15 protein-coding genes and 1 pseudogene are annotated in these 19,386 nt (G+C 71.4%); 2 read left to right on the top strand and 14 right to left on the bottom strand.

All coding sequences use genetic code 11. From position 1 onward, the window contains the following. Positions 1 to 109 precede the first annotated feature (109 nt). The 7 genes from topA to bldG all read right to left on the bottom strand — a co-directional run bounded on the left by topA (position 110) and on the right by bldG (position 9,703). Complete coding sequence (topA, locus tag IEZ19_RS30940; RefSeq protein WP_189314624.1) at positions 110 to 2,929, bottom strand: type I DNA topoisomerase; 2,820 nt, start codon at positions 2,927 to 2,929, stop codon at positions 110 to 112. Between the two features lie 244 nt (positions 2,930 to 3,173). Further along, positions 3,174 to 3,371 carry a hypothetical protein gene (locus IEZ19_RS30935; RefSeq protein ID WP_189314623.1) on the bottom strand — a complete coding sequence of 66 codons (198 nt, stop codon included), beginning with the start codon at positions 3,369 to 3,371 and terminating at the stop codon, positions 3,174 to 3,176. Between the two features lie 277 nt (positions 3,372 to 3,648). Then, positions 3,649 to 5,178 carry a DUF7059 domain-containing protein gene (locus IEZ19_RS30930; protein WP_373297080.1) on the bottom strand — a complete coding sequence of 510 codons (1,530 nt, stop codon included), beginning with the start codon at positions 5,176 to 5,178 and terminating at the stop codon, positions 3,649 to 3,651. 46 nt (positions 5,179 to 5,224) lie between these two features. Then, a complete protein-coding gene (locus IEZ19_RS30925) occupies positions 5,225 to 5,824 on the bottom strand; it encodes a small secreted protein (protein WP_189314621.1) in 600 nt (199 codons plus the stop codon). Between the two features lie 194 nt (positions 5,825 to 6,018). After that, positions 6,019 to 8,427: a sodium-translocating pyrophosphatase gene (locus IEZ19_RS30920; RefSeq protein ID WP_189314620.1), complete on the bottom strand. Its 2,409-nt coding sequence runs from the start codon at positions 8,425 to 8,427 to the stop codon at positions 6,019 to 6,021. A 349-nt stretch (positions 8,428 to 8,776) separates the two neighbouring features. Next, positions 8,777 to 9,214 carry an ATP-binding protein gene (locus tag IEZ19_RS30915; protein WP_189314619.1) on the bottom strand — a complete coding sequence of 146 codons (438 nt, stop codon included), beginning with the start codon at positions 9,212 to 9,214 and terminating at the stop codon, positions 8,777 to 8,779. 147 nt (positions 9,215 to 9,361) lie between these two features. Next, positions 9,362 to 9,703: an anti-sigma factor antagonist BldG gene (gene bldG / locus IEZ19_RS30910; RefSeq protein WP_010986038.1), complete on the bottom strand. Its 342-nt coding sequence runs from the start codon at positions 9,701 to 9,703 to the stop codon at positions 9,362 to 9,364. 82 nt (positions 9,704 to 9,785) lie between these two features. Here bldG and sftH point away from each other — a divergent pair, with 82 nt between their 5' ends. Then, complete coding sequence (gene sftH / locus IEZ19_RS30905) at positions 9,786 to 12,476, top strand: DEAD/DEAH box helicase (protein ID WP_229841073.1); 2,691 nt, start codon at positions 9,786 to 9,788, stop codon at positions 12,474 to 12,476. Here sftH and IEZ19_RS54215 read toward each other — a convergent pair. The 7 genes and pseudogenes from IEZ19_RS54215 to ssd all read right to left on the bottom strand — a co-directional run. Beyond that, a pseudogene (locus tag IEZ19_RS54215) lies at positions 12,442 to 12,750 on the bottom strand (Rv3654c family TadE-like protein); the annotation flags it as partial. The gene sftH and the pseudogene IEZ19_RS54215 overlap by 35 nt on opposite strands. Positions 12,751 to 13,082: 332 nt before the next feature. Beyond that, on the bottom strand, positions 13,083 to 13,430 hold the full coding sequence (locus tag IEZ19_RS30895; protein WP_189314618.1) for a TadE family type IV pilus minor pilin: 348 nt from the start codon (positions 13,428 to 13,430) through the stop codon (positions 13,083 to 13,085). A 28-nt stretch (positions 13,431 to 13,458) separates the two neighbouring features. Continuing rightward, positions 13,459 to 13,659, bottom strand: a complete 201-nt coding sequence (locus IEZ19_RS30890; protein WP_229841072.1) for a DUF4244 domain-containing protein — start codon at positions 13,657 to 13,659, stop codon at positions 13,459 to 13,461. A 62-nt stretch (positions 13,660 to 13,721) separates the two neighbouring features. Then, a complete protein-coding gene (locus IEZ19_RS30885; protein WP_189314617.1) occupies positions 13,722 to 14,507 on the bottom strand; it encodes a type II secretion system F family protein in 786 nt (261 codons plus the stop codon). Further along, positions 14,504 to 15,364 (bottom strand): type II secretion system F family protein, encoded by an 861-nt coding sequence (locus IEZ19_RS30880; protein ID WP_229841071.1) that lies wholly within the window; start codon positions 15,362 to 15,364, stop codon positions 14,504 to 14,506. Before IEZ19_RS30880 ends, IEZ19_RS30885 begins: the two co-directional genes overlap by 4 nt. Further along, on the bottom strand, positions 15,364 to 16,572 hold the full coding sequence (locus tag IEZ19_RS30875) for a TadA family conjugal transfer-associated ATPase (protein ID WP_189314616.1): 1,209 nt from the start codon (positions 16,570 to 16,572) through the stop codon (positions 15,364 to 15,366). Before IEZ19_RS30875 ends, IEZ19_RS30880 begins: the two co-directional genes overlap by 1 nt. After that, entirely contained in the window at positions 16,569 to 17,672 is a 1,104-nt protein-coding gene (ssd, locus tag IEZ19_RS30870; protein WP_189314615.1) for a septum site-determining protein Ssd, read from the bottom strand. Before ssd ends, IEZ19_RS30875 begins: the two co-directional genes overlap by 4 nt. Positions 17,673 to 18,257: 585 nt before the next feature. Between ssd and IEZ19_RS30865 the strand changes: the two genes are divergently transcribed. After that, positions 18,258 to 19,091, top strand: coding sequence for an HAD family hydrolase (locus tag IEZ19_RS30865; protein ID WP_189314614.1), 834 nt, complete (start codon positions 18,258 to 18,260; stop codon positions 19,089 to 19,091). Positions 19,092 to 19,386 lie beyond the last annotated feature (295 nt).

Below are 19,386 nucleotides of genomic sequence, written 5' to 3'. Positions count from 1 at the left end.
ACAGCCCGGGGCGGCCGTACGGACGTGCGCCCGCCCCGACACCAAACCGATGCCGGGGCGTTCGTTTTGCGAACACGCCTTGACGGGGAAGCACCGGGAAGGCCCCGGGCTACTCCTCCGAAGCCGACTTGGAAGCCGTCGCCTTCTTCGCGGCGGTCTTCTTGGCCGTCGTCTTCTTCGCGGCGGTGGTCGTCTTCTTCGCCGCCGTCTTCTTGGCCGCGGTCTTCTTCGCCGGGGCCGCCTTCTTCGCGGTGGCCTTCTTCGCCGTCTTCTTGGCGGGTGCCTTGGCCCGCTTCTCGGCGAGCAGCTCGAATCCGCGCTCCGGGGTGATCGCCTCGACGCTGTCGCCGGAGCGCAAGGTCGCGTTGGTCTCGCCGTCGGTGACGTACGGCCCGAAACGACCGTCCTTGACGACGACGGGCTTCCCGCTGACCGGGTCCTCGCCCAGCTCCTTCAGCGGTGGCTTGGCGGCGGCGCGGCCACGCTGCTTGGGCTGCGCGTAGATCGCCTGCGCCTCCTCCAGCGTGATCGTGAAGATCTGGTCCTCGGACTGCAGCGAGCGCGAGTCCGTGCCCTTCTTCAGATACGGCCCGTAGCGCCCGTTCTGCGCGGTGATCTCGGTGCCCTCGGCGTCCGTGCCGACGACGCGCGGCAGCGACATCAGCTTCACGGCGTCGTCGAGTGTCACCGTGTCGAGGGACATCGACTTGAAGAGCGAGGCGGTCCGCGGCTTGACGGCGTTCTTGCCCGTCTTCGGCGTGCCCTCCGGCAGGATCTCCGTGACGTACGGGCCGTAGCGGCCCTTCTTGGCGACGACGGGACGGCCCGTCTCCGGGTCGTTGCCCAGCGGGCGCTCGCCGCTCGGCTCCGCGAGGAGTTCCTCGGCCAGGTCGACGGACAGCTCGTCCGGTGCCAGGTCGTCGGGGATGTCCGCGCGCTGGTGCTGCTCGGTGTCCTTCTCGCCGCGCTCGATGTAGGGGCCGTAGCGGCCGACGCGCAGCACGATGTCGTTGCCCACGGGGAACGACGACACCTCGCGCGCGTCGATCGCACCCAGGTCGGTGACCAGTTCCTTGAGGCCGCCGAGGTGGTCGCCGTCGCCGTTGCCGGCCTCGGCGGCGCCGGTCGCTTCGCCCTCGCCGAAGTAGAACCGCTTCAGCCACGGCACGGCCTGCGCCTCGCCGCGCGCGATGCGGTCGAGGTCGTCCTCCATCTTGGCGGTGAAGTCGTAGTCGACGAGCCGCCCGAAGTGCTTCTCCAGGAGGTTGACCACGGCGAAGGACAGGAAGGACGGGACGAGTGCCGTGCCCTTCTTGAACACGTAGCCGCGGTCGAGGATGGTGCCGATGATCGACGCGTACGTCGACGGGCGGCCGATCTCGCGCTCTTCCAGCTCCTTGACCAGCGAGGCCTCGGTGTAGCGGGCCGGGGGCTTGGTGGAGTGCCCGTCGACCGTCATCTCCTCGGCGGACAGCGCGTCGCCCTCGGCGACCTGCGGCAGCCGGCGCTCGCGGTCGTCCAGCTCGGCGTTCGGATCGTCGGCGCCCTCGACGTAGGCCTTCAGGAAGCCGTGGAAGGTGATCGTCTTGCCGGACGCGCTGAACTCGACGTCCCGGCCGTCCGCGGCGCTGCCACCGATCTTCACGGTCACGCTGTTGCCGGTCGCGTCCTTCATCTGGGAGGCGACGGTCCGCTTCCAGATCAGCTCGTACAGCTTGAACTGGTCGCCGGTCAGGCCGGTCTCGGCGGGCGTGCGGAAACGGTCGCCGGAGGGGCGGATCGCCTCGTGCGCCTCCTGCGCGTTCTTGACCTTGCCGGCGTACGTGCGCGGGGCCGACGGCAGGTAGTCGGCGCCGTACAGCTGCGTGACCTGGGCGCGGGCGGCCGAGATGGCGGTGTCGCTCAGCGTCGTGGAGTCCGTACGCATGTACGTGATGTAGCCGTTCTCGTACAGCTTCTGCGCGATCTGCATCGTGGCCTTCGCGCCGAAGCCGAGCTTGCGGCTGGCCTCCTGCTGCAGCGTCGTCGTACGGAACGGGGCGTACGGCGAGCGGCGGTACGGCTTCGACTCGACGGAGCGGACGGAGAAGCTGGTGTTCTCCAGTGCGGCGGCCAGGGCGCGGGCGTTGGCCTCGTCGAGGTGGAGCGTGTTCGCGCTCTTGAGCTGCCCGAGGGAGTCGAAGTCGCGGCCCTGCGCGATGCGCCGGCCGTCGACGGTCTGCAGCCGGGCGACCAGCGTCGACGGGTCGGACGGGTCCCCGGCGCGGCCGGTGCCGAAGGTGCCCGTCAGGTCCCAGTACTCGGCGGAGCGGAACGCGATGCGCTCCCGCTCCCGCTCCACGACGAGCCGGGTGGCGACGGACTGGACACGGCCTGCCGACAGGCGCGGCATGACCTTCTTCCACAGGACCGGCGAGACCTCGTAGCCGTAGAGGCGGTCGAGGATGCGGCGGGTCTCCTGGGCGTCGACCATGCGCTTGTTGAGGTCGCGCGGGTTGGCGACGGCCGCGCGGATCGCGTCCTTGGTGATCTCGTGGAACACCATCCGCTTGACCGGGACCTTCGGCTTGAGCACCTCGAGCAGGTGCCACGCGATGGCCTCGCCCTCGCGGTCCTCGTCGGTGGCGAGGAAGAGTTCGTCGGAGTCGCGCAGGAGGTCCTTGAGCTTCTTGACCTGGGCGCGCTTGTCGGCGTTCACCACATAGATCGGCTGGAAGTCGTGTTCGACGTCCACGCCGAGGCGGCGGACCTCGCCGGTGTACTTCTCCGGCACCTCCGCGGCGCCGTTGGGAAGGTCGCGGATGTGCCCGACGCTCGCTTCGACTACGTAGCCGGGGCCGAGGTAGCCCTTGATCGTCTTCGCCTTGGCAGGCGACTCCACGATGACGAGTCGGCGGCCGCCCTCTGCGGTCTCGCTGGTCGGGGACAACTTCGCTCTTCTCTCCGGTCGACGCTTGACCTCCCCAGGCCTTGGTCCCGGGGTCGGATGGTGGTGACGCTGCGGAGTGTGACGGTACATCCCGCCCCCGTGTCAAACGGGAAAAGCCCGCAACGGCCACTCGAACGGTAACCCGACTCCCGCCATTCCTGCCGCCCGGACCGCACGCCGATCGCTTCGCCCTTGTCCGGAGCGTGACGCTCCCCTTACGCACGGATCATCATGCGCGTCGTCGTCAGATGCGGGTGAAGCAGTACGTCCCGAGGCCGAGCGCGATCACCGCGGCGAGGCCCGCGAGGGCCGCCGAAGCCATCTGGTTCACCCCCTGGGCGACGGGTTCGCCGCGCCGGACGCGCACCCCGGTCCAGGCCAGCAGTGCGCCTCCGAACAGGGCGAACACCACTCCCGCGAAGATCGCCGGTCCGCTCTCCATGGCTCCCCGTGCCCCTCTTCCACCGTCCACGACCATCCAGCACGGGGAGACTGCCACGCACGGACGGCGAGCGGGCGAACCCAGGGTGAACGGAGGGCCGACGACCCTGCGCACGCGATCTTCGGCAACCCGCTCGGAGCCACACACAGAAATTTTCCGGCCGATTCCCCGAGCCGGACGTTTACGGCGCGGGGCGGATCGGGGCGGCGCGACGCGGATCACCGCACCCCGCCGCATTCCCGCCCCGGGCGAACCCGAGAATCCGCGCCGGCGTTGATCACCGCGCCGGTTCCAGGAACCCCTGTTCCACCAGCAGCCGGATCTGCGCCGGAGTGCGGTCGCGCAGCACCACCGGGTCCTCGCCCATCAGCTGGGCGATCGCGTCGAGGATGCGGCCCGCGCTCAGCGTGCCGTCGCAGACGCCCGCGAAGCCGGCGCCGACCGTGTCGACCCGGGTGGCACGGCGCATCCCGCGGTTCTGGCGCAGCACCACATGCTCCGGGTCCTCGGCGCCGGGCAGCCCGACCTGTTCCTGGACGACCTCGGCGACCAGACGGAAGTGGCTGTCGAGCAGTGCCGCGTCGTCGTGCTCGCGGAGGTAGTCGAGGCGGGCGAAGTGCGCCAGCACCGTGTCGCCGAGCGGCTGCTCGATCGGGTGCGGCCATTCCTCCACGGTGACCGAGGGCTCGGCCGCCCCGGTTCTGCGCAGGGTGATCCAGCCGAAGCCCACCGCCTTGACCTTGCGCGCCTCGAACTCGTCGAGCCACGCGTCGTACCGCGCCTGGTAGTCGGCCTGGTCCCCGCGGTGGTCACCGGCGTCCCGGAGCCACAGCTCGGCGTACTGCGTGACGTCCTGCACCTCGCGCTGCACCACCCATGCGTCGCAGCCGCGCGGCACCCACGATCTGATCCTGTCCTGCCAGTCCTCCCCCTCCACGTGCTGCCAGTTGGCGAGGAAGTGCGCGAACCCGCCCTCGTTCAGCCGCTCCCCCGCTCCCTGAACGAGCGAGCGGCACAGATCGTCCCCGCCCATCCCTCCGTCGCGGTAGGTCAGCCGGGCGCCCGGCGAGATCACGAAGGGCGGGTTCGACACGATCAGGTCGTACGTCTCCCCGTCCTTCAGCGGCTCGAACAGCGAACCCTCGCGCAGCTCGGCCGCCGGGGCGCCGGACAGGGCGAGCGTCAGCGCGGCGATGTGCAGCGCGCGCGGGTTGACGTCGGTCGCCGTCACGCGCGTGGCGTGCTGGGCGGCGTGCAGCGCCTGGATCCCAGAGCCGGTGCCGAGGTCGAGGGCCGAGGCGACGGGCGTGCGGACCGTGATGCCGGCGAGGGTCGTGGAGGCGCCGCCTACGCCCAGCACGACCCCTTCGTCCCGGCTGCCGATGCCTCCGGCGCCGCCGACCGCGCAGCCGAGGTCGGACACGATGAACCAGTCCTCGCCGTCGGGACCGCCGTACGGCCGTACGTCCACGGTCGCCGCGACCTCGTCCCCGCCGGTGCGCACCAGCCAGCCGGTCTCCAGACACTCCTCGACGGGCAGCACGTCCGCCACGCGTGCGTGCGGTACGGGCTGCTGGAGCAGAAACAGCCGGACGAGCGTCTCCAGCGGGGTGTCCCCGCGGGTCGCCCTGAGCGCGGGCACGGTCTCGCTGCGGGCCAGCGCCGCATACGCCGGAGCGCCGAGCAGGTCGAGCAGCCCGTCGGCGGTGAAGGAGGCGCCGAGCAGCGCGTCGCGCAGGCGCGCGGCGACGTCGGGCCGATCGGTGGACGGAAGGGTGGACAGGATCGCGTCACTCACGCCCTCCATTGTGTCCGCCGGCACCGACAACGCGCGCACCCGAACCGGCGTGCGGTCAGCTCGCCGCGGACGTCGCCGACGCGGACGCGGACGCCGACTTGCAGCTGGCCTGCTTGGCCATCGACTCGCCGACGTCGCCCTCCTCGAGGGTCTTCAGCGCGTCGTTACCGGTCGTGCTCAGCTTGTCGAGCTGGGTGGCGATGTCCTTGAGGCCGTCGGCGAACTTGGCCTGGTCCTTGGTGTCGAGCTTGTCGACCTGCTTCTTCAGGGCCGCGTACTGCGCCGAGATGCCGTTCAGCTCCTGGACGGCGCCCTTCTGCTTCTTCTCGCCGTTGTCGACGTCGGGCGCCCCGGCGGAGGTCACGGCGGCGCCGATCGCCTTGTAGGCGTCCGACATGTCCTGGAAGGCCTGCGCGTCGGTCTTCTGCACGTCCGACGGCGCGCTGTTGTCCGAGGTCTGCTTCTGGATCGCGCTGTTGGCGTCCGCGATCTTCTTCGCCTGCGGCTGCACGGCGTCGCAGACCTGCTTGGCCCAGGCGTCCAGCTTTTCGTTGTTGCCGCTTCCGCCGCCGCAACCCGTCAGTGTCAGTATCAGTACCGCACCGCCGGACAGAGCGGCCGCGAGCTTCTTGTTCACCGGATCGGTCCCTTCCATGCTCTCGGCCCAGGGACCCTACACGCCGAACGGGCACCATCCGTTCACGGAATGACGGTAATGAGAGCTTTTGGTCATTTTTGTGCCTGGAGAGAGAAGGCTCACGATGCGGGGCGTGAGCACACGTGCGGGCGGGCGGCGCGTCAACACGCGCCTCCCGCCCGCACGTTGTGCGGCTTCGCCGTCGGGACCGCTTATGAAACCACCGCGGGATCGGCCGACTTGGACGACCGTTCAGCGTTTCCCTCCTCGTCTCCCACGGCGATGCCGCGCCGCTTGGAGACGTACACCGCGCCGATGATGACCAGCAGCGCGAGGACCGCGATCAGGATCCGTACGCCGATGCTCTTGTCCACGCCGTAGCTGAACTTGATGACCGCGGGCGCGATGAGCAGCGACACGAGGTTCATCACCTTCAGCAGCGGGTTGATCGCCGGACCGGCGGTGTCCTTGAAGGGGTCGCCGACCGTGTCGCCGATCACCGTGGCCGCGTGGGCCTCGCTGCCCTTGCCGCCGTGGTGGCCGTCCTCGACGAGCTTCTTGGCGTTGTCCCAGGCGCCGCCGGAGTTGGCGAGGAACACCGCCATCAGCGTGCCCGCACCGATCGCGCCGGCGAGGTACGAGCCGAGCGCGCCCACACCGAGCGTGAACCCGATGAAGATCGGCGCCATCACAGCGAGCAGTCCGGGCGTGGCCAGCTCACGCAGGGCGTCCTTGGTACAGATGTCGACGACCTTGCCGTACTCGGGCGTCTCGCTGTAGTCCATGATCCCGGGCTTCTCGCGGAACTGCCGCCGCACCTCGTACACCACCGAACCCGCCGACCGCGACACGGCGTTGATGGCGAGTCCGGAGAAGAGGAAGACGACCGCCGCGCCCGCGATCAGGCCGACGAGGTTGTTGGGCTGCGAGATGTCCAGCGACAGCGTCATCGGCGCGCCCGCGCCGGTCAGTTTCGCGCCCACCTCCTGCACATTGGTGGTGATCGCGTCGCGGTACGACCCGAACAGCGCCGACGCCGCCAGGACCGCGGTGGCGATGGCGATGCCCTTGGTGATGGCCTTGGTCGTGTTGCCGACCGCGTCCAGGTTGGTGAGCACCTGCGCGCCCGCGCCCTGGACGTCGCCGGACATCTCGGCGATGCCCTGCGCGTTGTCGGAGACCGGGCCGAAGGTGTCCATGGCGACGATCACGCCGACCGTGGTGAGCAGGCCGGTGCCGGCCAGCGCCACCGCGAACAGCGCGAGCATGATGGACGTACCGCCGAGCAGGAACGCCCCGTAGACGCCGAGACCGATCAGCAGGGCGGTGTAGACGGCCGACTCGAGGCCGACCGAGACGCCGGCGAGGACGACGGTGGCCGGACCCGTGAGGGAGGTCTTGCCGATGTCCCGTACCGGACGGCGGTTGGTCTCGGTGAAGTAGCCGGTCAGCTGCTGGATCACGGCGGCGAGCAGGATGCCGATGGCCACGGCCACCAGGGCGAGGATCCGCGGATCGCCGTCCTTGGCCCTGATCGCCGCGTCGGTGACGCCGCCGAGGTCCGCGTACTTTCCGGGCAGATAGACGAAGACCGCGATCGCGACGAACGCGAGCGAGATCACCGCGGAGATGAAGAAGCCCCGGTTGATCGCGGTCATGCCGCTGCGGTCGCTGCGGCGTGGCGCGACCGCGAAGATGCCGATCATCGCGGTGATCACACCGATGGCCGGCACGAGCAGCGGGAACGCGAGCCCGGAGTCGCCGAAGGCCGCCTTGCCGAGGATCAGCGCGGCGACCAGGGTCACCGCGTACGACTCGAACAGGTCGGCCGCCATGCCGGCGCAGTCGCCGACGTTGTCTCCCACGTTGTCGGCGATGGTCGCGGCATTGCGCGGGTCGTCCTCCGGAATGCCCTGCTCGACCTTGCCGACCAGGTCGGCGCCGACGTCGGCGGCCTTGGTGAAGATGCCGCCGCCGACACGCATGAACATGGCGATCAGAGCGGCACCGAGGCCGAAGCCTTCGAGCACCTTCGGCGCGTCGGCCGCGTACACGAGTACCACGCAGGAGGCGCCCAGCAGGCCGAGCCCCACCGTGAACATGCCGACGACGCCGCCCGTGCGGAAAGCGATCTTCATGGCTTTGTGCGAGACGGCGGTGAGATCCTTTTCCGGCTCGCCTTCCGCCGGGGTCGCTTCCCGGGCCGCCGCGGCGACGCGCACATTGCTGCGTACGGCGAGCCACATGCCGATATAGCCGGTGGCCGCCGAGAACGCCGCACCTAGCAGGAAGAACACCGATCGTCCGGCGCGCTGATTCCAGTCGTCCGCGGGCAGCAGCAGGAGCAGGAAGAACACGACCACGGCGAATACGCCGAGCGTGCGCAGCTGCCGGGCCAGATAGGCGTTGGCGCCTTCCTGGACCGCCGCCGCGATCTTCTTCATGCTGTCGGTGCCCTCGCCCGCCGCGAGCACCTGGCGCACCAGGATCCCGGCGACGACGAGCGCCGCCAGCGCGACGGCCGCGATCACCGCCACCAGGACCCGGTTGTCGCCGGTCAGAACCGCGGCTGCGAAGGTTGTGGGGTGGCCCAACTGATGAGGGGTAGAAAGCCCCGCCATTCGTCCTCCTTGACGCTTGGGCTGAGCTCAAGATGTGGACGGATTGTAGGTACCGGAACCTGATCAAAACAGAGCGCGGGAAATGAAGATGGCCTTCACATGCTCCTCAGCAAATGATCGTCGGCCGGTCACGGAACCCGAAAGTGGTAATGCCCCAAAAGCATTGACGCTTGATCCATTATCACGTGATTGATCGTGAATGAATTCACGAAATCCGTTGGAGTCACTGTACGCGGGGCCACTGACACCCGCACATGCCGAAGGGCCCCACCAGGTGGGGCCCTTCGGTACGTCCATATGAGGGACGGAGTCGGTACGTCGGTACAGGTACCGGCGTCGCCGAGCGGCGTCAGGCGAGCACGGTGGCCGGCGGGGTCGTCGGCCAGGTCATGCGGATCAGACCGCCGTGCTCCCCGGCGGTGACCTCCACGTCGTCGACGAGGCCGCTGATGACCGCGAGGCCCATCTCGTCCTCCTCGGTCTCCGGGTCGGACTCCTCCGCGGCGCTCCCAGCGTCCCGGCCACCCGGGACCGAACGCGGCGCCTCGTCGCCGACCTCGATGGAGAACTGTTTCTCCTCCTCGATCAGCGCCACCTTCACCGGCGAGGTGATGCCAGAGCTCTGGTGCAGTCCGACGGCACGAGAACAGGCCTCACCCACGGCGAGCCGTACCTCGTCCAGTACGGCCTCGTCCACTCCGGCCCTGCGCGCCACCGCTGCCGCCACGAGTCGGGCGGTCCTGACGTGCTCGGGCAGCGCGCTGAAGCGGAGTTCGACGGTGGCCATGCATCCCCCTCAAAACAACGGGCGTGCGGTCGGGGGGCCGGGCAGCCGAGAGCCCTGACCCCCCTGGATGAACTTCGTGACACCCCGGACCGTCCGGCCCGGAGCGGAACCTGCCGAGGCGGCTCGGGCCGGTCGGCAGGCCCGGGGTCAGTCGGTGGCCGCCACCGCTTCCTCGACCGAGGTGTGGATCGGGAACACCTTGGTGAGACCGGTGATGCGGAAGATCTTCAGAATGCGCTCCTGGTTGCACACCAGGCGCAGCGAGCCCTCATGGGCACGCACTCGCTTCAGACCGCCGACCAGCACGCCGAGCCCGGTGGAGTCGAGGAAGTCCACGCCCTCCATATCGACGACGAGGTGGAAATTCCCGTCGTTCACCAGCTCGACCAGCTGCTCGCGCAGCTTGGGCGCGGTATATACGTCGATTTCGCCACCGACCTCGACGACCGTACGATCGCCGACGGTACGGGTCGACAGGGACAGGTCCACGGATCCTCCAGCACCTTGCTATCGAGCGGTCGCCCCTCGGGACACCTCGGCTTGCGGCCCCCGGGACGCAACGCCAGCCGCGATGGCATTCAATCACTTACCGGCAGGCGTGCACGACGCCTTCGTCCCATTGTCCGTCACGCCGGTGACACACTCGATGCCGATGGCCAAGAATCACCGATCCGATCGGCATCCGGCGGACGCCGCGCCCGGCTTCTCTCCGGGCACCGTCCTGGACCGGCTCGCCTCCGCGCCGAGCCGGACTTCGCGCATCACTCATACGGAGCACTTGCCCCCGCGCGCGGGCCGCCATGCCGTCTGGCCTGACCGGATTCGCGCGGAGGTGATCGCCGCCGTCCAGGCCGCGGGCATCACGGACCCCTGGGCCCACCAGGCACAAGCCGCCGAGCACGCCCTGGACGGCGACTCGGTGGTGGTCGCCACGGGCACGGCGTCCGGCAAGTCCCTGGCATACCTCGTCCCCGTCCTCTCCGCGCTCCTGGACGGCTCCGAGGCCCCCGCCCAATGGACGCAGCAGCGCGAAGCGCTTCCACGGGGTGGCGGTGGGCGACGAGTGGGCGGGCGAGGGGCGACCGCCCTGTACCTCGCCCCCACGAAGGCCCTCGCGGCGGACCAGTGCCGCTCGGTGAAGGAACTTTCACAACCGCTCGGCAACGCGGTGCGCCCGGCCGTGTACGACGGCGACACTCCGTTCGAGGAACGCGAGTGGATCCGTCAGTACGCCAACTACGTCCTGACCAATCCCGACATGCTCCACCGGGGCATACTCCCGTCCCACCCCCGTTGGTCCTCCTTCCTGAAGTCGCTCGAGTACGTCGTGATCGACGAGTGCCACACCTACCGGGGCGTCTTCGGCTCGCACGTCGCCCAGGTGCTGCGCCGTCTGCGCCGGCTGTGCGCGCGCTACGGCGCGTCGCCGGTGTTCCTGCTGGCCTCCGCGACCGCCGCCGAACCGGCCGTGGCCGCCCGCAGGCTCACCGGCCTCCCCGTGATCGAGGTCGCCGACGACGCCTCGCCGCGCGGGGAACTGGTGTTCGCCCTATGGGAGCCCCCGCTCACCGAACTGCACGGCGAGAAAGGTGCCCCCGTCCGGCGTACCGCCACCGCCGAGACGGCGGACCTGCTGACCGACCTCGCCGTCCAGGGCGTGCGCTCGGTCGCCTTCGTCCGCTCCCGGCGCGGCGCCGAGCTGATCTCGGTCATCGCCCAGGAACGCCTCGCCGAGGTCGACCGCTCCCTGGCCCGGCGCGTCGCCGCCTACCGCGGCGGCTACCTCCCCGAGGAGCGCCGCGCCCTGGAACGCGCCCTGCACTCGGGCGAGCTCCTGGGCCTTGCCGCCACGACCGCCCTGGAGCTGGGCGTGGACGTCTCGGGACTCGACGCCGTACTGATCGCCGGATACCCCGGCACCCGCGCCTCCCTGTGGCAGCAGGCGGGCCGGGCGGGCCGCTCCGGCGGCGGCGCCCTGGCGGTGCTGGTCGCCCGCGACGACCCGCTGGACACCTTCCTCGTTCACCATCCCGAGGCCTTGTTCGACCAACCGGTCGAATCCACGGTCCTCGACCCCGACAACCCCTACGTCCTCGCCCCGCACCTGTGCGCCGCCGCCGCGGAACTCCCGCTCACCGACGAGGACCTGGACCTCTTCGGCCCCGCCTGCGCGGAGCTGCTGCCCCAGCTGGAGGCCGCGAAACTGCTGCGCCGCCGCACGAAGGCCTGGCACTGGACACGCCGGGAGCGGGCCGCCAACCTGACCGACATCCGCGGCGCGGACGGGCGCCCGGTGCAGGTCGTGGAGTCCGGGACGGGACGGCTGCTCGGCACCGTCGACGCCGGCGCCGCGCACTCCACGGTGCACGAGGGAGCGGTGCACCTGCACCAGGGCCGAACGTATCTGGTGCGCTCCCTGGACCTGGAGGACTCGGTCGCCCTGGTCGAACAGGCCGACCCGCCGTACTCGACGGTCGCCCGCGACACGACGGCGATCTCCGTCCTCGAGACGGACGTCGAGATCCCCTGGGGCGCCGGACGCCTGTGCTATGGCTCGGTAGAGGTCACCAACCAGGTGGTCTCCTTCCTTCGCAGACGGCTCATCACGGGTGAAGTGCTGGGCGAGTCGAAGCTCGACCTCCCTCCTCGTACGCTGCGCACGCGCGCGGTGTGGTGGACGGTCACCGAGGACCAGCTGGACGAGGCCCGGATCAACCCGGAGATCCTCGGCGGCTCCCTGCACGCCGCCGAGCACGCCTCGATCGGCATGCTGCCCCTGTTCGCCACGTGCGACCGCTGGGACATCGGCGGCGTGTCGGTCCCGCTGCACCCCGACACGCTCCTGCCCACCGTCTTCGTCTACGACGGCCATCCCGGCGGCGCGGGCTTCGCGGAGCGCGCCTTCCACACGGCCCGCGCCTGGCTCACAGCCACTCGCGAGGCCATCGCCTCCTGCGAGTGCGACGCGGGCTGCCCGTCCTGCATCCAGTCCCCCAAGTGCGGCAACGGCAACGATCCGTTGCACAAACGGGGGGCGGTACGGCTTCTCACGGTGCTTCTGCGGGGGGCGCCGGAGGAGAAGGCCGCGGAAGATGCGAAGGGTGCGGGTGAGGGGCCGACGGACGAGGCGGATCGAAAGCCGTTGGGCCGGGCTGCTCCGGAGCAAGCTGCGGAGCCCGTACGCCAGGCAGCCCCGGAGCCTCCAGCGGGTCCCGCGGGGGGTCCTGCGGTACCGGGCCCGCCGGACCTGCCCGTGCCCTGACCTCCGCCGCGAACGGGCCGCCTCCCGACGTCGCCGTCACGTCGGAGATCTCGCCGACGATGGCGCACCGCGCCAACCGCGTCCCCTGTGCCCTCGCGACGCGCTCGGCGCGGGCGCAGGCCGCCGTGGTGCCCTCGGCCCAGTGGTCCGCCGCGGCGATCGCAGCGAGATCCGCGCCGCCCGCCGCACGGTGCCGGACCACGACGGCCTGCCCGAGGGCGAGCACGACGCCGAACACCACGCACAGGAGCCCGATCGCACCGACGCTCCACACAGTGGCGGACCCCCGGTCGCAGAAGCGGCCCCGGAGGCGGGCCTGGCCGGAACCCGAGCCCGGACCTGAAGGGCGGGCCGGACCGGACCCCGAGCCCGCACCCCGAGCACGGACCAGACCCGACCCCGAGCCCGCACCCCGAGCACGGACCAGACCCGACCCCGAGCCCGCACCCCGAGCACGGACCAGACCCGACCCCGAGCCCGCACCTGGAGTGCCGGTCGCGCAAGGACCCCCGCCCGGCCCCCGGAGGCGGCGCGCGCAAGGACCCCGCCCCAAGCCCCGTAGGCAGGCCGAGCCAACGTTCAAGCAGCGGCTCGCAAAGCGCCGGCTCATCTCCCCTCCTCCCCCGTCGGCCCCGACCCCACGGTCTCCTCCGCCGCCGCCACGGCCACCTCCCGTACCTCCAGAGGGAGGCCGCTCAGCAGCGGCGGCTTCGCCACGACCGTCACGCGCACCTGATCCCCCTCCCGGGCGACCGTGACATTCGCGCCCTCGGGTGCCGCCTCCCGGGTGACCGCCACGACCGCGTCGGCCGAATCCTGCCGCGCCGCGGCACGCGCGCCCGTCCTGGCCGCATCCACACACTGGATCTGGGCCGCCACCACGAGCAGCCCCCAGACCAGTGCCATCGTGAACGCCACCAGTACGGGCAGCACCACGGCCGCCTCCGCCGTCACGAAGCCCGCGTCGCGCCGGTTCCCTCGCTCACATCCGCGCACTGAGGGCTCGCTTCACGATGGCCTGCAGCTCCGCCCGGACCTGCCCGCTCGTGACGACCTCGTAGAGGAGCAACGCGAACCCGACTGCCGCGACGATGCCCATCGCGTACTCGGACGTCACCATCCCCGCGTCCCGACGTCGTACCGCCCCCAGCCGCGCCCGCACCTTCATGACCTTCTTGAACATCTCAACTCCCTTGGATTCCATGCCTGTCGATCGCTTCCGTCACCCGCGTCACCTGACCCCGGTCATCCGCCACCCCCTCCCACGACCCCGCCGGCCAGCCCGATCACGACGGGCAGGACACCGACCGCGATGAAGGCGGGCAGAAAACACAGCCCGACCGGCGCGGTGACCATGACGGCTGCCCGGCGCGCCCGCGTCGTGGCCGTACGCGCCCACTCCGCACGGGCGTCCGCGGCGAGGCGAGCGACGGGTCCGGCCGCGGGAAGCCCGGACTCGTCGGCCCGCTGCAGGAGCCTCGACAGCGCCCCGGCGCCCGGCATTGAGGCCAGCCGCCGCCAGGCGTCACCGGGTTCACCACCGAGCCGTACCTCCGCCGCACCCCGCGCCAACCCCTCACCGACAGGTCCCCCGAGCGCCTCGCCCACGGCCTGCGCGGCGACCACCGGACCTGCCCCCGCGGCGATGCAGGCCGCCAGGAGGTCGGCGGCGAGCGGGAGTTGGCGGGCGGCCTCGGCCGCGTCGTGCTCCTCAGCACGGGCCGCCTCCCCCTGCCGACGACGCCACCGCCACAGCGCGCCACCGACGCCCACTCCCACCACGGCTCCGGCGACCCCGCCGACCAGCACCCAGCCGGCGCACACCGCCCCGATCACAGGCGCCCACCGCCGTACGACACCCCGCACATCGAAGGAAGACCTGGCGGAGGCCTCCTCCCTTGCCAACAGCTCGGACAACCGTCGTCGTGTCCGGCGCTCACGCCGCACCGCCGCCAGCCGCAGCGCCGGCAACCCGAGCGCCAGGGCCGCTCCGACGATGACCCCCAGCCTGTGGACAACGTCCGCACTCACGCCGCCTCCGCTCGCCGCACGATCCGCGCCGCCCACCACATCCCGGCGGCTTCGAGCAGGCCGCCGATCACCAGGCAGCCCAGGCCCGCGCCGGTGTGCAGCAGCACGTGAAGCGGGTCGGCGCCCATGGCCGTACCGAGCAGCAGCCCCAGGACGGGCAGCGCCGCGAGCATCACCGCCGTCGCCCGGGCTCCAGCCAACTGAGCGCGCAGGTCCGAGCGTTGGTCCCGTTGTGCCCGCAGCGCCGCGTCGAGCCGGTCGAGTCCCGCGGCGAGCCCCGCGCCCTGGTCGACGGCCACCCGCCAACACGCCGAAAGCCCCGACAGCCCCTCGGCGCCCTGCTGCCGCGCCGCCGCCATGAGTGCGCCCGGCACATCTCCGCCGAACCGCGCCGCCGCGACCACTGCGCCCTGCGCGTCCCCGAGGCCGCCCGAGTCCCTTGCCGCCCGCAGCAGCGCCTCGCCCGGCTGCCGCCCCGAACGCACCTCCCCGGCGAGCGCCCCGCACAGCCCGATCACCGCATCGCCGAGCTTCTCCCGGACCCGCCGCGCCTCACGTGCCAGCCGCACCCGGCGCAGCACCGGCACCCCTGCCGCCCCCACGACGAGCGGAATCACCGACGCGCCCACCACGGCGAGCACCAGCCCGGCGCCGAACGCCCACCACTCGGCCCGCAACCGGCCCCGCAGCCGCCGCAGCTCACCGACGACCCGCTCCCACGACGGCAGCCCGCTGCCCACCACCCCGCTGCCCGCGAGCAGCAACCGCGCCCGCCGCGCCCCGCACTGCCGCCCGCCCATCAGCCAGACTGCCGCGCCGACGCACACCACGGCGGCACCCATCGACATCTCGCCCATCACCTGCACTCCTCCCCATCGCTTCCGCCGTTTCCGTCACCGCGAAGCAGCACCCGAAGCCGCTCCCACCCCTGCTCCCGCGCGAACTCCCGCGGTCCCCAGCGCAGGGCCGGAACCGTCCGCACCAGCCCCGAGGAGTCCCGCTCCAGCACATGCACCTCGGCGATCCGCCGCCGCCCGGTCCGGTCCCGCACGAGGTGCAGCACCACCGACACCGCCGCCGCCAACTGGCTGTGCAGCGCTGCCCGGTCGAGCCCCGCGGCCGTACCCAGCGCCTCCAGCCGGGCCGGGACGTCCGCGGCGGCGTTGGCGTGGACCGTGCAACAGCCGCCCTCGTGGCCCGTATTGAGCGCGGCGAGCAGGTGCACGACCTCCGGTCCGCGCACCTCGCCCACGACCAGCCGATCGGGCCGCATCCGCAGCGCCTGGCGCACCAGGTCCTCGAGGGTGACCAGACCCGCGCCCTCCTGGTTGGCCGGTCTGGTCTCCAGCCGTACGACGTGCGGGTGATCGGGCCGCAGTTCCGCCGAGTCCTCCGCCAGCACGATCCGCTCGCCCGGCCCGACCAGCCCGAGCAGCGCGCTCAGCAGCGTCGTCTTCCCGCAGCCGGTCCCGCCGCTGATGAGGAAGGACAGCCGGGCGTCCAGCAGCGCCCGCAGGACACGGTCACCACCTGGCGGCACCGTGCCCGCCGTCACCAGTTCGCCGAGCGTGAACGCCCGCGGCCGTACGACCCGCAGGGACAGGCACGTGCTGCCGACCGCCACCGGGGGCAGCACCGCGTGCAGCCGGGTCCCGTCGGGCAGGCGGGCGTCGGCCCAGGGCCGCGCGTCGTCGAGCCGGCGTCCGGCCACCGCGGCCAGACGCTGCGCGAGCCGTCGCACCGCCGCCGCGTCGGGGAAGGTCACCGGGGTCAGTTCGAGTCCGCCGCCCCGGTCGACCCACACGCGGTCCGGGGCAGACACCAGGACGTCGGTGACCGACGGATCCGCGAGCAGCGGTTCGAGGGGGCCGCTGCCGACCAGTTCGGAGCGCAACTGCTCGGCTGCTATGAGGACTTCGGCGTCCCCGAGCACCCGCCCCTGTTCGCGCAGCGCCTGCGCCACGCGCGCGGGTGTCGGTTCGGCGCCGCTCTCGGCCAGCCAGCGCCGCACGCCGTCCAGCAGCCGGGGTCCGTCCGCCGTGTCGGGGCCGGTGAACGTGCTCATACGCCACCCGCTTCCACCAGCGTCCGCTCCCAGAAGCCCTTGCAGAAGCGGGCGAGCGGTCCACGGCCGGCCCCGCCGGGCGGTTTCCTGCTCTCGTGGAGGTGCGACAGCCCTGATTCGACCGGCACTTCACCGGCCAGGGGCAGGCCGAGCAGGCGGGCGACCTCGCGGTCGTCCAGACCCGGTGCGTACGGTCCCCGTACCGCCACGCGCAGGTCACGGACGACCATGCCGACGGCGGACGCCACCCGCCCGGCCGCCGCGACGGCGCGCAGCTCGGCGGGGACGACGAGGAGGGCGAGGTCGAGTTGGGCGAGGGCCTCGGCGACGCCGTCGTCCAGACGGCGTGGGAGATCGACGACGACCGTGCCGCCGCGTCGCCGGGCGGCGGCCAGCACCGCGCGCACGGCCTGGGCCGGAACGCCGACGCAGTCCCCGCGGTCCCAGCTGAGCACCCGCAGGGAGTGCAGCCTGGGCAGCGACTCCTCCAGCGCGCCGCCGCCGACCCGGCCGCGCGAGGCGGCGAAGGCGGGCCAGCGCAGTCCCTCGGCCGTCTCACCGCCGAGGAGTACGTCCAGTCCGCCGCCGAGCGGATCCGCGTCCACGAGCAGGGTGCGCAGTCCCTCACGCGCGGAGGTGACGGCGAGCGCGCAGGCCAGCGTGGAGGCACCGGCGCCACCGCGGCCGCCGATCACGCCGACGGTGAGCGCCGGCCGGCCGACCCCCTCGGCGACGTCGGCGATGCGGTCGACCAGCCACTGCTCGCCGTCGGGCAGCATCAGGACGTGGTCGGCGCCGATCTGGACGGCACGTTTCCAGACATCGGGGTCGTCCTGGTCCCGGCCTACCAGCACCACTCCCCTTCTGCGCGCGGCTCCACGCACGCGCCGCGCCGCGTCGTCGCCGACCAGGACGAGCGGCGCCGCGTCCCAACCGCCGCCGCGCTCCGGCACCCCGTGGTGGACCTCCGGTGTGGCGCCGGCCGCCGCGCACAGGCGCAGCAAGTCGTCGAGGAGTTCGGCATCCTCGGTGACGATCAGCGGCCGTCCCGGCCGTCCTGACGTGGTGGGCGGTGGATCGTGGGTGACAGTTCCGGCCACGTGTGCTCCCCCTTCGCTGCATCTTCCGCGCGGCCCTCTGCAGCCACGCGATTCCCGAACGTGTGAAGAACCGGCAACCGGCCTCCATATGAGCGGCGGCCGATACCGACCGGCCATACGCGCGCCGACAAACGGAACCGGCCATGAACTCGCGGCGGGCGGAGCGCGTGGGAATCACGGTGCAGCGACCCCGGAAATAATGTGGATCTTGGTCGAAAACTGTGGACAACTCAGTGGTTGTGAATATCGCCGTCACCCATACCGGTGAGCCCTGCACAGACCCCCGTGCGACTTCCACAGAGCAGCCCCACGACTACTCGCAGTGACGGATCGCGGGTATGCAAAAGAGCCGGTCGAAGCCGCGTCGAGGCGGCCCGGCGACCGATCGGAATGAGGAAAAACCCACCCGGACATGCGACGACCCCCGCCGGGGGGGAGAGCGGGGGTCGTCCCCACGGCCGACTCGGGGGGGGAGGAGTCGGACCGGGTTAGCACGGTCGCGAACGATCCGTGACTTCCATGGTGTACCCGAGAGCCTTCTCAGGCAAACCCACGCGCCCACCTTACGCCGAATGGTGGGCGCCTATGCTCGGGGTCGTGGAAAACCACTCCTTGCCCCGCACAGCGGCCTTCTTTGACCTGGACAAGACGGTCATTGCGAAGTCGAGCACGCTCACGTTCAGCAAGTCCTTCTACCAAGGCGGGCTGATCAACCGCAGGGCCGCCTTGCGTACCGCGTACGCCCAGTTCGTCTTCCTCGTCGGCGGCATGGACCACGACCAGATGGAGCGGACGCGCGAGTACCTGTCCCGGGTCGTCCGCGGCTGGAACGTCCAGCAGGTGAGGGAGATCGTCGCCGAGACCCTGCACGACCTGATCGACCCGATCATCTACGACGAGGCCGCCTCCCTCATCGAGGAGCACCACACGGCCGGGCGTGACGTCGTCATCGTGTCCACGTCGGGCGCCGAGGTGGTCGAGCCGATCGGCGAACTGCTCGGCGCGGACCGGGTGGTGGCCACCCGGATGGTCGTGGGCGACGACGGGTGCTTCACCGGAGAGGTGGAGTACTACGCCTACGGCCCGACGAAGGCCGAGGCGGTCAAGGAGCTGGCCGCGTCCGAGGGGTACGACCTCGACCGCTGCTTCGCCTACAGCGACTCGGCGACCGATCTGCCGATGCTCGAGGTCGTCGGCCATCCGCACGCGGTGAACCCGGACCGCGCGCTGCGCCGCGAGGCACTCGCGCGTGGATGGCCGATTCTGGACTTCCACCGTCCGGTGCGACTCAAGCAGCGGCTGCCCACGTTCTCTGCGCCGCCGCGACCCGTCCTGGTCGCGGCGGCCGCCATAGGAGCGGCGGCCGCCACCGCCGGCCTCGTCTGGTACGCCAACCGGCGCCGGAGTTCGGCGGCCTGAGCGCGCACTCACCCGTCCGGAGCCTCGCGCGCGAAATCGACGCCCGTTTAGCCCTGTTTGAACCTAAAAGTAAAGAAGCATGGCCAGGGGTTTCGCTTGCCGCGGGCTTGCAGTAGAAAGGATTCAGCGGCCCGCGAGACCAAAGGACATCCGAGAGGATCACCTTTAGAGCGCATTTGGCCCCACGGACCGAGCATGGACATCGGGCACCCACGCGACGTCGACCCGTCGATTACGGGCCAGCCGCACCAGGTGACGGGCAAAGTTCCCGACCTGATGGGCGAGATATCGAGGA

Origin of the sequence: Streptomyces brasiliensis (assembly GCF_014647875.1) — a bacterium.
Taxonomy (GTDB): Bacteria; Actinomycetota; Actinomycetes; order Streptomycetales; family Streptomycetaceae; genus Streptomyces; species Streptomyces brasiliensis.
The sequence above is the reverse complement of the archived record's forward strand: the minus strand, read 5'-3'. Positions and strand labels throughout refer to the sequence as shown.

Coding starts and splice junctions, on each gene's coding strand:
- IEZ19_RS30875 (WP_189314616.1), bottom strand. CDS start 16,572: ATGAGCACGTTCACCGGCCCCGACACGGCGGACGGACCCCGGCTGCTG.
- IEZ19_RS30880 (WP_229841071.1), bottom strand. CDS start 15,364: ATGGGCGAGATGTCGATGGGTGCCGCCGTGGTGTGCGTCGGCGCGGCA.
- sftH (WP_229841073.1), top strand. CDS start 9,786: ATGGCATTCAATCACTTACCGGCAGGCGTGCACGACGCCTTCGTCCCA.
- IEZ19_RS30930 (WP_373297080.1), bottom strand. CDS start 5,178: ATGGAGGGCGTGAGTGACGCGATCCTGTCCACCCTTCCGTCCACCGAT.
- IEZ19_RS30935 (WP_189314623.1), bottom strand. CDS start 3,371: ATGGAGAGCGGACCGGCGATCTTCGCGGGAGTGGTGTTCGCCCTGTTC.
- IEZ19_RS30890 (WP_229841072.1), bottom strand. CDS start 13,659: ATGTTCAAGAAGGTCATGAAGGTGCGGGCGCGGCTGGGGGCGGTACGA.
- IEZ19_RS30925 (WP_189314621.1), bottom strand. CDS start 5,824: ATGGAAGGGACCGATCCGGTGAACAAGAAGCTCGCGGCCGCTCTGTCC.
- IEZ19_RS30920 (WP_189314620.1), bottom strand. CDS start 8,427: ATGGCGGGGCTTTCTACCCCTCATCAGTTGGGCCACCCCACAACCTTC.
- IEZ19_RS30865 (WP_189314614.1), top strand. CDS start 18,258: ATGCTCGGGGTCGTGGAAAACCACTCCTTGCCCCGCACAGCGGCCTTC.
- IEZ19_RS30915 (WP_189314619.1), bottom strand. CDS start 9,214: ATGGCCACCGTCGAACTCCGCTTCAGCGCGCTGCCCGAGCACGTCAGG.